Here is a 12,932-nt window from a genome sequence, read left to right on the forward strand (position 1 = left end):
TCAACGTCTGTGCCGCGCCAGGATTCCCTAGGGTGGGCGCATGACTGGGAACAGCAGGCCACTGGCCGTATTCGACCTGGACGGCACGCTCTCGGACAGCGGTCACCGCCAGCACTTCCTGGAGGGCGCCAAGCGCGACTGGGCCGCCTTCTTCGCCGCCGCCCCGGCCGATCCGCCGCTGGCCGAGGGCGTCGCGCTGTGCCTGGCGGCCGCCGAGGAGTGCGAGGTCGTCTATCTCACCGGCCGCCCCGAGCGGTGCCGCCGGGACACCCGGGCGTGGCTGGCCGCGCAGGGCCTGCCCGACGGGACGCTCCACATGCGCCCCAACGCCGACCGCAGGCCCGCCCGCACCACCAAGCTGGAGCTCCTGCGCCGGCTCGGCTCCGGCCGCGAGGTGCGGATGCTGGTGGACGACGACGAGCTGGTGTGCGACGCCGCCGAGCGGGCGGGGTTCCGGGTCGTACGGGCGCGCTGGGCGGTGCCGTCCGAGGCGCTGAAGGACGCGCAGGAGCGGGAGGGCCGGACCTGAGCGGGCGGGGCCGAGCGGACCCCGCCCGGCCCCGGCCGTCGCGCTTCCCGGCCGTCACACCTCCTGGTCGTCGTCCAGCCGGAATCCGACCTTGAGGCCGACCTGGTAGTGCTCGATCTGCCCGTTGGCGATCTGGCCGCGCACTTGAGTGACCTCGAACCAGTCGAGATTCCTCAGGGTCTGCGAGGCGCGGGCGACGCCGTTGCGAATGGCCTGGTCGACGCCCTCGGGGGAGGTGCCGACGATCTCGGTGACGCGGTACGTGTGGTTGGACATGGAGGTGCACTCCTCTTCGTCGCGTCCCTCCACCGTGCCCCACCTCGCGCCGGTTCGCGAGGCGTCGGGCCGGGCAGGGGTGCGGCCTCGGTTCCGTAATGGGGCTTGACCGGTCCATTGGTACAGACCAAAATCGGCCGCACCCGAACTAGCCGACAGCGCTTTCCCCCCAGAAGAGCCGTCTGCGCTTTCCCCACGTCGGGTCATGACTGCCCGTGCCATGACGCAGAAGGTGACCTCCGTGAAGAACCGCTTCCTCCATGCCCCCGTCGTGCTCGTCACGGCCCTCGCACTCGGCAGCTGCGGCGCGCTGCCGGGCGTGGGCGGGGACTCCACCACCGCCGTCACCGTGTGGCTGATGAAGGACAGCGCCTCCGACGACTTCATCCAGCGGTTCACCGACGAGTTCGAGAAGGAACACCGCTCGGTCAGGCTGGACGTACGGATCCAGGAGTGGACCGGCATCGGCCAGAAGGTCACCACCGCCCTCAGGACGGGCGAGGCGCCCGACGTCATCGAGGTCGGCAACACCCAGGTCTCCCAGTACGCGGCGAGCGGCGGGCTGCTCGACCTCACCCTGGAGTCGCTGCGCGACTGGGGCAGCAAGGACTGGCTGCCGGGCCTCGCCGAACCCGGCAAGGTCGACGGGGTGCAGTACGGAATCCCCTGGTACGCGGCGAACCGCGTCGTCATCTACAACAAGGACCTGTTCGACGCGGCCGGCATCACCAAGACCCCGAAGACCCGCGCCGAGTGGCTCAGCGACACCGAGAAGCTGAACACCGGTGCCACCCAGGGCGTCTACCTCGCCGGACAGGACTGGTACACCCTCGCCGGGTTCGTCTGGGACGAGGGCGGCGAGCTCGCCCAGGAGAGCGCCGGGGAGTGGACCGGCACCCTCGCCACCCCCGCGGCCCTGCGCGGCATGGACTTCTACCGCCGCCTCCAGGCGCTCGGCGACGGCCCCAAGAACGCCGACGAGGCCACGCCCCCGCAGGCCGAGGTCTTCGCCAAGGGCAAGGTCGCCCAGATCATCGCCGTCCCCGGCACCGCCAAGGCCGTCCAGAAGGCCAACCCCGCCCTCGCCGACAAGCTCGGCTACTTCCCCATCCCCGGCAAGACCGCGGCCCAGCCGGGCGCGGTCTTCACCGGCGGCTCGGACCTCATCGTGCCCAAGCGGTCCGCGCACCGCACCGAGGCCGTGGAGGTGGTCAAGGCGCTCGCCGGGGAGAAGTGGCAGCAGGACCTCGCCGCCACCATGAGTTACGTACCGAACAAGCCCGCGCTCGCGGCCGCCGTGGAGAACCAGGCGGGCACGGCCGCGATGGCGCAGGGCGCGGCCCGCGGCAGGGCCACGCCCAACTCGCCCCAGTGGGCCGCCGTCGAGGCCGACAACCCGATCAAGCCGTACATGACCGCCGTGCTCACGGGAGCCGACCCGAAGACGGCGGCCAGTACGGCCTCCGCGCGGATCAGCTCGCTGCTGTTCCCCTGACGGGGGCGTCCGCGGCCGGGCCAGCGGTCGCGAGCGACAGCGCGAAGCGGCCGTCGGCGTCGGTCCACCAGTGGGTGGCCGTCAGCCCGGCGGCCGCCAGCTCGGCCCGTACGCCCTCGCGCCGGAACTTCGCCGAGATCTCGGTCCGCAGCTCCTCGCCCTCCTCGAAGCGGACGACGAGGTCCAGCTCGGGGATCTTCACGGTGAGGTCGGCGCGGGCGCGCAGCCGCATCTCGATCCACTCGTTGCGGGCGTCCCAGCGCGCCACGTGCGCGAAGTCGTCGAGGTCGAAGTCGGCGCCCAGCTCGCGGTCGATGACGGCCAGCACGTTCTTGTTGAACTCGGCCGTCACCCCCCGCGCGTCGTCGTACGCCCGCACCAGGACCGACTCCTCCTTCACCAGGTCGGTGCCGAGCAGGAAGCTGTCGCCCGGCTCCATCATCGCGGCGACGGACGCCAGGAACTCCGTGCGCTCGGCGGGCAGCAGATTGCCGATCGTGCCGCCGAGGAAGACCACCAGACGCGGCCCCGGAGTGGCGGGCAGGTGGAGCGGCCGGGTGAAGTCGGCGATCAGCGCGTGCACCGCGAGCGCCGGCCGCTCCTCGATCAGCGCCTTGGCGGCCCCGGTCAGCGCGCTCTCGCTGACGTCCACCGGGATGTACGTGAGCGGGTCCGGCAGCGCGTCGAGCAGCAGCCGGGTCTTCTCCGAGGAGCCCGAGCCGAGCTCCACCAGGGTGCGGGCTCCGGACGCGGCCGCGATCTCGGCGGCCCGCTGGGTGAGGATCTCCCGCTCGGCGCGGGTGGGGTAGTAGTCGTCGAGGCGGGTGATCTCCTCGAACAGCTCGCTTCCCCGGGCGTCGTAGAACCATTTGGGCGGCAGGGTCTTGGGCGTACCCGTCAGCCCGTGCAGCACGTCGGCGCGCAGCGCGGCCCCGGTGGCGTCCTCGGGCAGGGTGCGGGTCAGCTGGAACGGGTGGGACTCGTGCACGAGGAAGGCTCCTTGAGGGTGGTCAGTACGAGGTCGGTACGGGTCGCGACCAGCAGGGTGCGGTCGGGGACCTCGTGCCAGAGCGGATCGTCGTCGTAGGGCTCCGAGGCGACGACCGTGCGGTGGCCCGGCCGGACCAGGTACCACAGGGTGTCGCCCCAGGCCGTGGCGGCGATCGTCGCGCCGTCGGTGAGCAGCAGGTTCAGCCGTGAGCCCGGGGCCGCTTCGGCGACCTCGGTCACCGTCTCGGCCAGCGCCCGGCCCATCTCGTCACCCGCCCGCAGCCGGTGCAGCAGCAGGGCCCACACCAGCGCGGAGTCGCAGCGCGCCTCCAGGCGCAGCAGCTCCTCGGCCGGCAGGGTGGCGGCGAGCGGCGCGAGGGAGCCGGGCCAGCCCCTGATGGCCCCGTTGTGGCTGAACAGCCAGTTGCCGGCGGCGAAGGGCGCGGCCGCGGCCTCGCCGTCCGCGCTCGGCTCGGTGGCGTCCCGGACCGCCGCGAGCAGCGCGCCGGTGCGCACCACCCGGGCCAGGTCCGCGAAGGACGGGTCGGCCCAGATCGGCCCCGGACGGCGGTAGCGGCCCGGCACCGGGTCGCCCTCGGCGTACCAGCCGACCCCGAAGCCGTCGGCGTTGACCGTCCCGTACCGCTGCCGACGCGGCGCCCAGGACTGCCGGTACAGCGCGTGCGGCGGGCTCACCAGCAGCTCACCGAGCGTCAACGGCTCGCCCAGAAAGGCGATATGACGGCACATCAGGCATCCCTCGCGGTCCGGAACCCGGCGAAGATCTGCCGCCGCACCGGAAGGTCCCAGTTGCGGAAGGTGCCCCGGCAGGCCACCTGGTCCACGGCGAACGAACCGCCGCGCAACACCTTGTGGTCGGGCCCGAAGAACACTTCCGAGTACTCCCGGTACGGATAGGCCACGAAGCCCGGGTAGGGCATGAAGTCGCTGGACGTCCACTCCCACACGTCACCGATCAACTGCCGTACACCCAGCGGTGACTCGCCCGCCGGATAGGCCCCGGCGGGGGCCGGGCGCAGATGGCGCTGGCCCAGGTTGGCGTGGTCGGAGGTGGGGTCGGCGTCGCCCCACGGGTAGCGCCGGGAGCGGCCGGTGGCCGGGTCGTGCCGGGCCGCCTTCTCCCACTCCTCCTCGGTGGGCAGCCGCCGCCCGGCCCAGCGGGCGTACGCGTCCGCCTCGTACCAGCTCACATGGAGCACCGGCTCGTCGAGCGGTACGGGCTCGGTCACCCCGAACCGGCGGCGCAGCCACTGGCCGCCCTCGCGGCGCCAGAACAGCGGAGCCGTCAGCTCGTGCCGGCGGACCATGGCCCAGCCCTTGGGCTCCCACCAGCGCTCGTCGGTGTAGCCGCCGTCCTCGATGAACCGCAGATACGCACCGCAGGTCACCGGGGTGGTGTCGAGGTGGAAGGCCGGGACGATGCGGTGGTGGGCCGGACGCTCGTTGTCCAGGGCCCACGGCTCGGCCGAGGTGCCCATGGTGAACGGGCCGCCGGGGACGAGGACTTCGGTGGGCAGGTCCGCGGCGGAGCCGCTCGGCGGCTCGGGGGCGGAGAGCGCCGCCGGGCCCTTGCGGAGCTGATGGGTGATCAGCATCGTCTCGTCGTGCTGCTGTTCGTGCTGGGCGATCATCCCGAAGGCGAAGCCCGCGTCGACGAGGCGGGGGCCGCCCTCCAGTGGAGTGGTCTCCAGGACGTCGAGGGCCCGGCCGCGCACCTCGGCCGCGTACCGGCGCGCCTCGGCGGGGGAGAGCAGCGGCAGGGAGGGCCGGCTGGCGCGAGGGTGCTCGAACGCGTCGTACAGCGAGTCGATCTCCGGGCGCATCGCGTCCCGCCCGGCGACGGCCCGCAGCAGCCACTGCTCCTCCTGGTTGCCGATGTGCGCGAGGTCCCAGACCAGCGGCGACATCAGGGGCGAGTGCTGGGCGGTGAGGTCGTGGTCGTCGACGCACGAGGTGAGCGTGGCGGTGCGCGCCCGCGCGGCGGTGAGCGCGGCCAGGGCGCGCCGGCGCAGCGCCTCCGGGTCGGTGAGGGCCGCTCCGGTCGGTTCGGGGCCGGTCATGAGGAGGTGTCCTTCCCGGGGGCGAGCGCGAACGAGGTGTCCGCGGGAGAGAGGCCCCGTGCGACATGGCGGTCCCGGAAGGCGGCGACCGCCTCCTGGACCTCGGTGGTGGCGCCGAGCCGGGGCAGCGCGTCGAGCGCGGCCGCGAAGCAGATCTCGGCCGCCTCCCGCAGTTCGGGATCGGTGAGCCCGGAGCGGGCCGCGTCGACCCAGAGCGGGTTGCGCGGCGCGGGCGGTGAACCCGCCCGCTCGGCAAGGGATTTGACGGCACGATAGGCGGTCTCGGCCGCTTCCTGGTCGTCGAAGAGCGCGGTGGTCACGGCGAGCGGGACGATCCAGCCGTCCTCGCCGGGCTGTGCGTCGATCATGCGCAGCTCCAGGTGGCCGCGCGGCCGCACCGGCGGGAAGAGCGTGGTCAGGTGGTAGTCGAGGTCCTCGCGGGTGGCCGGGCGCGGCTTGCCGGTGCGCAGCCACTCCCGGAAGGTGAGCCCCTCCGGCGCGTCCCACGGGCCGTCGGCGGACCGGACGCACATCACCGGCGCGTCCAGGACGTGCGCGGCCCAGGCCGCCCGGGGCTCGGCGTCCAGCGGCGGGGCGAGCGCCCGTACCGGGTCGATCTCCGTCCACACCGCCTGCCGGGCGGAGCGCCAGCCGGTGCGTCTGCCCTCCTGCAAGGGCGAGTTGGCGAACGCGGCCACCAGGACCGCGCCGAGCAGATGGGCCAGCCGCCAGCGGCGCCCGAAGCCGAGCGGGCCCGGCTCCGCGTACCCGGCGTCGAGGCAGACCTGGACGGAGGCCGAGGCGCACATCATGGCCCGCCCGGCCGGGCCCGTCCGGTCGAAGTGGGCTTCCATGGCGTCGTACCGGGGGTCGTGCAGGAAGCGGCGCGGCGGCTGCCACGGCTCCTGGCCGAGCCCGGTGAGAGTGAGGTCCCTGGCGCGAAGAGCGGCCCGGACGGCCGTCAGATCGGCCGCCACGGAGTCGATGCACTCCATGAGGGAAGCGGCGGGAAGCGAGCTGAGCTCCAGCTGGCCGCCGGGTTCGACGGTGAGTGCCGACCGCAGGGGCAGTGCCCTTAACGAGGCGTAGGCGGCGGCGAGTCGGTCGTGCTGAACGGGTAGGTGGGGGTCGTGCAGATCATGGACGAGCCATTCCACTTCCACGCCGATGGCGCGAGGAGGGCCGTTCTTGAAGCAGATACATCGAAGGAGATCGTCCGCCTCCGTTTCGGTGAACTGTTTGGTCAGCATGGTCGCTTCCCCGACTCGGGGGCCTTTTCGGTGCACTGTCCCACCTAAGCCACTGCCGTCTTCTCGCACAAGAGTGCCCATCCGGACGGAAAGTATGTTGCGGGAGTGTTCTCCTGGCGTCAACGATGCTAAATATGAGTGCACGACTGCGCGACCTCGCGCGCCACACCGTGGCCGTCACCGAAGCCGGTGCGTACCGGACGTCCGCCGGGGCCACGGTCTCGATCGCCGCCTGGCTGGCGGCGGCCGTCGACGGAACCCGGCTCTTCGGCCCCGACCCGGTGCCGGTGACGCCCGGCACCGACCGTTCCAGCGTATGCGCGGTGACCGGCGAGAGCAGCCTGGAGGCGGCCCGGCGGCTGGTGGGCGAGGGCCCCGGGCAGGTGGCCGTGCTGAACTTCGCCTCCGCGCGCAACCCCGGCGGCGGCTTCCTGAACGGGGCGCAGGCCCAGGAGGAGGCGCTCTGCCGCTCCTCCGCGCTCTATACGACGCTGCTGCGCGCGCCCGGATTCTACGAGCACCACCGCGCCGACCGCGATGTCTTCTACACCGACCGGGTGATCCACTCGCCGGGTGTGCCCGTCTTCCGGGACGACCGGGGGCGGCTCCTGGACGAGCCGTTCCGGGTGGGCTTCCTGACCTCGCCCGCGCCCAACGCGGGAGTGATCCGCCGGCGCACCCCGGAGGCGGTGGACCGTATCCCGCACGCGCTCGCGCGGCGCGCCGAGCGCGTCCTGGAGACCGCGGCCGTCTGCGGCTACCGGCGCCTCGTGCTCGGCGCGTGGGGCTGCGGAGTCTTCCGCAACGACCCGGCCGGGGTGGCTGCCGCCTTCCACGCGCACCTCACCGGCGAGGGCCACTTCGCGCGCCACTTCGACGAGGTGGTCTTCGCGGTCCTGGACCGCACGGCGAACCGGGGGACCCTGCGGGCCTTCGAGACGGTGTTCGCGCGGGCGTGAGGGGCGCGAGGCCCGCCGTGGAGTGAGTGTCGGCGTCCCGGTTGCGCCGGACGGCGCAGTGAGCGGGGCCCGGCGGGCGGGCGGCGGCCAGGCTCGGGGCATGATCATCCGAGTCTGTACGGCGCTGCTCGCCGCCCTCCTCGCCGTCGTCGCCGCGCCCCCGCCCACGACCGCCGCAGACCCCGCAGACCCCGCGCCGCCCCGTACGGTCTCCGCCGCAGACCCCGCGCCGCCCCGTACGGTCTCCGCCGCAGACGCCGCGCCGCCCCGTACGGTCTCCGCCGCAGACCCCGCGCCGCCCCGTACCGTCTCCGCCTGGCTGCCGTACTGGGACCAGGAGGGCGCCTACCAGGACGCCCTGCGCCACGCGGCCCAGCTGCACACCGTCAGCCCGTTCTGGTACCAGGCGATCAGCGCCGAGCGGATCGACGGCCACCCGGGTGCGGGCGCCCAGCGCGTCGTCGACGGGCTGCACGCGGCCGGGATCGCGGTCGTGCCCACCGTCATGGAGACGATGAAACCCGGCGTCCTCGCCGCGATCCTCGCGGACCCGGCCCGCCGCGCCGCCCACATCACGGCCCTGCTCACCGTGGTGGGCAGCCGTTCCTACGACGGCCTGGACATCGACTACGAGTCCATCGCCCCGACCGGCGACGCCGGCTACCTCGCGGTGCGGGCGGACTACGCCACGTTCCTCACCGAGCTCTGCGGGCGCCTGCACGCCCTGGCGAAGAGCTGCGTCAGCACCGTGTCGCCGCAGACCGCGGCCACCGGGCGCATCTGGGACTACGCGGCGATCGGCCGGGCCGCCGACCGGGTGAGGATCATGGCGTACGACCGGCACCCGAGGGGCGGCGACCCCGGCCCGCTCGCCGGGGTCGACTGGTACGAGGAGATCCTGCGCCGGGCCACCGCGCTGATCCCGCCCGCCCGCATCGAGATGGCCCTGCCCGCGTACGGCTGGGACTGGCCCGCGGGCGGCGGTGGCTCCGCCCGGCACGTCACCATGCGGGAGGCGGAGGCCCTGCGCGTGGCCGAGGGCGTCCCGTACACGCTCGACCCGGTCTCCATGACGCCCCACTTCGGCTACACCGACGGGGAGGGCGTCGCCCGCGAGGTCTGGTACCAGGACGCCCGGGGCATCGAGGCCGACCTGCCGGTCCTGGCCCGCTACGGCGTCCGGAACACCTCCCTGTGGGCCCTGGACTTCGAGGACGCGGCGGTGTGGCCGGTGCTGGCGAGGGCCTGACCGGCGGCGGAGACCGTGACCGTCGGCGTGTTCCAGCCCGAGACCCGCAGCCGGGGCGCGGACCCGTGCAGGTCCAGGGTCCGGTAGGTGGCGGTCAGCGTCGTCGTTTCGCCGGGCCAGAGCGTGACCTGGTTGTCGGACCACTGGACGGGCAGGACTGGGACGCCGTTGGTGTCCACGAGGTGGACGTCGGTGAGCAGCGCCGGGGTCCTGCCCGTGCCGGTGTTGCTGAGCGTGACAGTCGTCGTCGAGGTGCCGTCGGCGCCCGCGCCGGTCGTCCCGGTGGCGGTGACCGTCGCCCGCGCCAGGGCGCCCAGGCCCTTCAGATCGGCGTAGGCGGTGGTGGGGGTGTAGTACCAGTCGGTGTGCTCGTAGTCGAGGACGTCCGCCTTGGTGGAGAGCCAGTAGACGTTGCGGCTGACCTCCTTGCCGGTGGCGTCGGTCAGCAGGAGCCGGGCGAGGTAGGTGGTGGAGAGGCCGCTCACGCTCGCCGGCACGGTGAACGCGCTCGTCTTCGCCCCGTCACCGCCCACGGCCACACCCGTGGCCGTCTTGTCGTACTTCTGGCTTCCGTCGGTGTTGAACAGCGTCACCCGGGCCGTGAGGCCGGACACCGGCGCGTGCCTGCCGTTCACCACGGTGACCGAGCGGTCGTCGTAGGAGTACTGGATGTGCAGCGGCTCGTTCGCCTTCTTTGCGCCGAAGTACGCGCCGCCCTGATCCAGGTAACGGTCCATCAACTGCCAGTGCAGCGAGGTCCATCCGCTGTTGAACATCCAGTAGACGACCCCGGTCGCGGGCTTCGAGGCGTCCTTGGCGTTGCGGGCGTACGCCTCGTACTGCGCGCGCACGTTCTCGTACTGGGCGAGCTGCGCCTTGCGCACATAGTCGTCCAGCCCGCTCGGGGGGCCGTAGCGGCCGGTCAGCGCCGCGTCGTAGAGGCTGAGGGTGGCGAAGACCGAGGAGGGGGAGCGGTGGTACTGCTTGGCCGACGGGCTTTTCCAGAGCGTGTCCAGCTCCGCCGGTGACATCATGCGGCGCAGGGTGTCCAGGGTCGGGATGTCGGGGCCCGCGCTGGTCTCGGAGTTGAAGCCGGTGGCTCCGCCCTCCTGTTTGTTGTACCAGTAGTTGGGCGGCACCCAGTCGTACGGGCCCGTCATCCTCATGCCCGAACTGCCGCTGATCGGGGCGGAGTTGTCGGAGACGGCGGCAACCACAGGGTTCGGCCAGTCGGCCGCCCGCAGCGCGTCCACGTAGTTCTTCTCGATCGTCCTGTCCGGGGCGAAGTCACTGCCGATGAGGAACGAGATGACACTGGGGTGGTCGCGCAGCCGGGCGGCCTCGGCGGCCATCGACGCCTTGGCGACCGGGTAGTCCGCCGCCGTCCACTTCTCGCCCGCCTCGCTCCCGTTGACCTGGCCCTCCCACTTGTCGCAGCACTCCCAGCCGGGGAGCGTGAGGATGCCGTAGCGGTCGGCGAGGTCGAAGAACTCGTCCGGCTCGATGTGCCCCTCCAGCCGGATGGTGTTGAGGCCCAGGTCGAGCGCGTACGTGAGCCGGTCCTCCACATAGGTGCGGTCCCAGCGCAGATACTCGTCCGGGGACCAGCCGCCACCCTTGATCAGCAGCGGGCGGCCGTTGACGGAGTACTGCCGGGCGCCGTCCGCGTTGAGCGGTGCCTTCACGTCGCGGATGCCGAACGACTCGTGCGCGGTGTCGGACGCGGCGCCGGAGACCGACGCGGTCAGGTCGAGTCCGTACAGCGCCTGATCGCCCATTCCGGCCGGCCACCACACGCGCGGCGAGGCCAGATGGAGCTGGGGGTAGGCGGCCGGGGCGAAGGAGACCGTCTTCGTCTCGTGCGCGGCGAGCGTCACGTCCTGGCTGAAGGAGACCGCGCCGATCGTGCCGGAGACCGTCGCGGTGACCGTGCTCGCCGAGTCGTTGCGCGCCTGCGCCTTCACCGTCAGGTCGGCGGTCGCGAGAGAGGGCACGGCGAGGCTGGTGACGACGTGCGCGTCGCGCAGCGCGACCGGGCCGCCGCGCCGCACCAGCACGTCCCTGACGATGCCCATGTTCTCGTCGGGCGGCGGCTGCAGCCAGTCGATCCACCCCATGGTGAGGTTCTTCGTGGGGTGGTTGGGCTGGACGCGGAAGGCGACCGTGTTGGTGCCGGACCTCACCACCGAGGAGATGTCCAGCTCATGACGGGTGTACGCGCCGGTGACCGCGTCCTTCCCCGCGATCTGCTGCCCGTTGACGAACACGTCGGCGGCCGAGATGACCCCGCTGAAGTCGAGATACGTACGCGAGGAGGTGTCCGCGACGGTGAAGTCCGAGCGGAACCACCAGGGGACGGCGAAGTCCGCGGTGGGGATGTTCTTCTGGTTGGTGGAGTAGAAGGGGTCGGCGTACGTGCCGGAGGCGAGCAGGGCCGCGAGGACGGTGGAGCGGGGCCCGGCCGGGTACCAGCCCTTCGCCGGGTAGCCGGGGCTGGAGACGGCGGCCGCCGAGTCGGTGACCTTGGCGGTGGACTGGATCGCGTACCCGGAGAGCGGCGTCGAGGCGGGCGCAACTGTCCTTTGATGAGAGGGAGTTGCGGGGGAGGCGCCGGTGGTCAGGGCGAGGACAAGGCCGAGCGCGGCGGCCGTGGCCGTGTTCCGGCGGATGCGGAGGGCGAGGTGGCGGTGGCGGTGGCGGTGGCGGTGGCGGTGGAACACGGTGGTCTCCCAGGGGTCCGGTCGGACGGCCGCGCTTCGCACTGGTTAGGAAACTTTACTAAGAGCCCTCTGAAAGTAGGGACATGAGCGATCCATGTCAACGACTGGCGGGCCTGTGTCCGCTCGACGGCCTTCCGGGCGCCCGCGCCCCCTCAACGGCCGCCAGGCGCAGGCGTCCGTCGCTCGAACGCCACGTCCCGCGCCGTCCCCAGCGCCGTCGCCACCGCGCCGAGCAGCACCGCGTCCTCGCCGAGCGAGCTCGGCGCCACCTTCGGGCGCAGCGGCGTCAGGGCGCGCAGGGTCTCCCGTACGGTCCGCAGCAGCAGGTCCGCGCTGTGCCCCACGCCCCCGCCGAGCACCACCAGATCCGGGTCGAGCACCGCGGCCACGGCCGCCACGGTGTGGGCGAGGCGCTCGCCCTCCAGCTCGACCGCCTTCACCGCGGCGGGATTTCCGGCCCGCGCGGCGTCGAACACGTCCTTCGCGGTGAGGGGCCCGGCCATCCCGTGCGAGCGCGCCGCCGCCACCACGGCGTCGCCGGAGACCGCGTCCTCCAGGGTGTCCGGCTTCTGCCGCCCGGGCCAGGGCAGGAAGCCGATCTCGCCGGCGCCGCCGTGCGCGCCCGTGAAGAGCCGGCCCTCGCTGACCACGCCCATGCCGAGGCCGGTGCCGATCATCACGTAGACGAAGAGGCGGCTGCCGGAGCCGACGCCGAAGGTGTACTCACCCAGGGCCGCCAGATTGGCGTCGTTGTGGACCGCCAGCGGCATCCCGAGCCCCTCGCGCATCCGGTCGAAGAGGCCGGGGCGGCCCCAGCCGGGCAGGTGCTGGGCGTACCGCACCCGCCGCTTCTCCTCGTCGTACACCCCGGGCGTGCCGACCACCGCCTGGGCGATCTTGTCCGCGTCCACCCCGGATCCGGCGACCAGTTGGTGGGCGGTGGAGACCACCAGAGCGGCCATCGTGCCCGAGGTGCGGGCCTGGTTGCGGACCTCCGAACGGGCCACCACAGCCCCGTCCAGATCCGCGAGCGCGACCCGCAGCCAGGCCCTCCCGATGTCGATGCCCAGCGCGTATCCGGCGGTCGGGTCCGGGGCGTAGAGCACCGCGGACCGGCCGCGCTCGGGTGTGTGGGTGCCCGCCTCGCGGACCAGGCCGGTGGCGGCGAGCGTGGCCAGCGCGCTGGAGACCGTGGGCTTGGACAGCCCGGTCTCGCGGGCGAGCTGGGCCCGCGACGAGGGGCCGTTGCCGCGCAGCCGGTCGAGCAGCAGCCGCTCGTTGCTGCTGCGCTGGCGCTGTGGGTTCCAGGGCTGCTCACCCTCGTCGCTGCTGGTCATCACATCATTCTCACGTATCGCTGCGGACGGTTTCCCGGCGACCTCT

General features: G+C 72.8%; 11 protein-coding genes. 4 read left to right on the forward strand and 7 right to left on the reverse strand.

Annotated elements, in window-relative coordinates; translation table 11 throughout:
• Positions 1-40 precede the first annotated feature (40 nt).
• On the forward strand, positions 41-529 hold the full coding sequence (locus AB0G17_RS25675) for a hypothetical protein (protein WP_361387287.1): 489 nt from the start codon (positions 41-43) through the stop codon (positions 527-529).
• 54 nt (positions 530-583) lie between these two features.
• On the opposite strand, the gene AB0G17_RS25680 is transcribed toward AB0G17_RS25675, so the two are convergent.
• The gene (locus AB0G17_RS25680; protein WP_361387290.1) at positions 584-805 is read right to left on the reverse strand and encodes a dodecin; all 222 of its coding nucleotides are present in this window, start codon (positions 803-805) and stop codon (positions 584-586) included.
• 241 nt (positions 806-1,046) lie between these two features.
• Here AB0G17_RS25680 and AB0G17_RS25685 point away from each other — a divergent pair, with 241 nt between their 5' ends.
• Complete coding sequence (locus tag AB0G17_RS25685) at positions 1,047-2,300, forward strand: extracellular solute-binding protein (RefSeq protein ID WP_361387576.1); 1,254 nt, start codon at positions 1,047-1,049, stop codon at positions 2,298-2,300.
• Here AB0G17_RS25685 and egtD read toward each other — a convergent pair.
• Genes egtD through egtA form a run of 4 tightly spaced genes read right to left on the reverse strand, consistent with a single transcriptional unit; the run spans position 2,278 to position 6,621 of the window.
• Positions 2,278-3,288 (reverse strand): L-histidine N(alpha)-methyltransferase, encoded by a 1,011-nt coding sequence (egtD, locus tag AB0G17_RS25690; protein WP_361387293.1) that lies wholly within the window; start codon positions 3,286-3,288, stop codon positions 2,278-2,280. The genes AB0G17_RS25685 and egtD overlap by 23 nt on opposite strands.
• Positions 3,261-4,040 carry an ergothioneine biosynthesis protein EgtC gene (gene egtC, locus AB0G17_RS25695; protein WP_361387296.1) on the reverse strand — a complete coding sequence of 260 codons (780 nt, stop codon included), beginning with the start codon at positions 4,038-4,040 and terminating at the stop codon, positions 3,261-3,263. The genes egtD and egtC overlap by 28 nt, the downstream gene beginning before the upstream one ends.
• The gene (egtB, locus tag AB0G17_RS25700; RefSeq protein ID WP_361387299.1) at positions 4,040-5,371 is read right to left on the reverse strand and encodes an ergothioneine biosynthesis protein EgtB; all 1,332 of its coding nucleotides are present in this window, start codon (positions 5,369-5,371) and stop codon (positions 4,040-4,042) included. Before egtB ends, egtC begins: the two co-directional genes overlap by 1 nt.
• Positions 5,368-6,621 (reverse strand): ergothioneine biosynthesis glutamate--cysteine ligase EgtA, encoded by a 1,254-nt coding sequence (egtA, locus tag AB0G17_RS25705; protein ID WP_361387303.1) that lies wholly within the window; start codon positions 6,619-6,621, stop codon positions 5,368-5,370. Before egtA ends, egtB begins: the two co-directional genes overlap by 4 nt.
• A 134-nt stretch (positions 6,622-6,755) precedes the next feature.
• Between egtA and AB0G17_RS25710 the strand changes: the two genes are divergently transcribed.
• Both AB0G17_RS25710 and AB0G17_RS25715 read left to right on the forward strand, forming a co-directional pair.
• Positions 6,756-7,580 (forward strand): TIGR02452 family protein, encoded by an 825-nt coding sequence (locus AB0G17_RS25710; RefSeq protein WP_361387306.1) that lies wholly within the window; start codon positions 6,756-6,758, stop codon positions 7,578-7,580.
• Positions 7,581-7,680: 100 nt separating this feature from the next.
• Positions 7,681-8,829 carry a glycosyl hydrolase family 18 protein gene (locus AB0G17_RS25715; protein ID WP_361387309.1) on the forward strand — a complete coding sequence of 383 codons (1,149 nt, stop codon included), beginning with the start codon at positions 7,681-7,683 and terminating at the stop codon, positions 8,827-8,829.
• Here the strand turns inward: AB0G17_RS25715 and AB0G17_RS25720 are convergent.
• Together AB0G17_RS25720 and AB0G17_RS25725 are read right to left on the reverse strand one after the other, a co-directional pair.
• Positions 8,751-11,450 (reverse strand): exo-beta-D-glucosaminidase, encoded by a 2,700-nt coding sequence (locus AB0G17_RS25720; RefSeq protein ID WP_361387579.1) that lies wholly within the window; start codon positions 11,448-11,450, stop codon positions 8,751-8,753. The two genes, AB0G17_RS25715 and AB0G17_RS25720, sit on opposite strands and share 79 nt — an antisense overlap.
• 251 nt (positions 11,451-11,701) lie before the next feature.
• Positions 11,702-12,886, reverse strand: a complete 1,185-nt coding sequence (locus AB0G17_RS25725) for an ROK family transcriptional regulator (RefSeq protein ID WP_361387312.1) — start codon at positions 12,884-12,886, stop codon at positions 11,702-11,704.
• Between the last annotated feature and the right edge of the window lie 46 nt (positions 12,887-12,932).

It is taken from the genome of Streptomyces sp. NPDC023838 (assembly GCF_040639555.1).
GTDB lineage: Bacteria > Actinomycetota > Actinomycetes > Streptomycetales > Streptomycetaceae > Streptomyces.